This window comes from Paenibacillus sp. 1001270B_150601_E10 (assembly GCF_015558675.1).
Lineage (GTDB): Bacteria > Bacillota > Bacilli > Paenibacillales > Paenibacillaceae > Paenibacillus_B.
In genome coordinates this window covers 23,884-24,992 of the sequence record NZ_JADMOL010000001.1, presented here as the reverse complement: position 1 = coordinate 24,992, position 1,109 = coordinate 23,884, and the positions used below count along the sequence as shown (strand labels likewise).

1 pseudogene is annotated in these 1,109 nt (G+C 46.8%); it reads right to left on the bottom strand.

The features are described 5' to 3' along the window. A pseudogene (locus tag I2H74_RS24400) lies at positions 1-692 on the bottom strand (cation-transporting P-type ATPase); the annotation flags it as partial. Positions 693-1,109 lie beyond the last annotated feature (417 nt).

Here is a 1,109-nt window from a genome sequence, read left to right as displayed (position 1 = left end):
AACATAAGCTGTGTAAAGATCAGCATGGCGCCGATCGGCAGAATCATCCACATGATGACTTTGAACAACTTATTAACAGCTGCCTGAAGCTCCGAGTTGATGCGCTTAAACCGCTTTGCTTCATTCGCGAGCTTTGCAGCATAAGTGTCTGAACCTACTTTGGTTACCTTGGCATAGCCGCTTCCCGCAACAACGAAGCTCCCCGACAATATCTCTGCTCCATCCTGCTTCCCAATCGGATCGGCTTCGCCTGTTAAGAGGGATTCATCCACTTCTATCATGGAGCCTGTCAGCATGTCCGCATCAGCCGCGATCCGATCGCCTGGCTTAAGGATCATAATATCATCCAAGACGAGCTCTTCTGCCGCAATGGAGGCTTCTTGACCGTCACGCAGTACTTGAACGCTGGAGACGTGAAGCACAGACAGCTTTTCCAGTGTAGCCTTTGCACGCAGCTCCTGATACAGGCCTATAATGGTATTGGATACGATGACCCCGACAAATAGCGCATTCTTTGGCGAACCTGCCAGGAGCACGGCTATCGCTAGTATCGCATTTAAAAAGTTGAACGTTGTAAACAGATGCGTTCGAAGGATTTGCCATACGGTTCGGGACGGTGCTTCAGGTGTCTTATTTACTTTTCCTTGTTGAACGCGAATGCGTACTTCTTCTGTTGTTAGTCCAGTTCTCATGATGAAAGGTCCTCCTAAAAAGAAAAAAGCCAATCCTGCTATCTTATCTTTCATTTCATTGTAAAGCTCCCCCGTGCCTAACACCTATCGAGTTAGCTTACATCTATCTTACAATTTTGATAGGTTTCATTTCGAAACAGGATTGTCATATCTTGAGTTGGATAATGTGAAACAGGATGTGCTCAAAAAGCTCCATTTGTTTACTTTCAAGATTTGATTTTTGCATCTGATGAACATGTGCAAACGCCTATGCATACCTTAGCGTAACGATGTATGTCGAACCTTAAGGAGAGGGAGAGATCCATGAATTCTTATCGTGCGCTTGGTCCATTTTTGCCGTTTCCGATTCCGAGTGTTCCACCCATTCCAGGCGGTGCTCCGTCCATTCCTGGTGTGCCTTCACCACCAGGTGGGGGG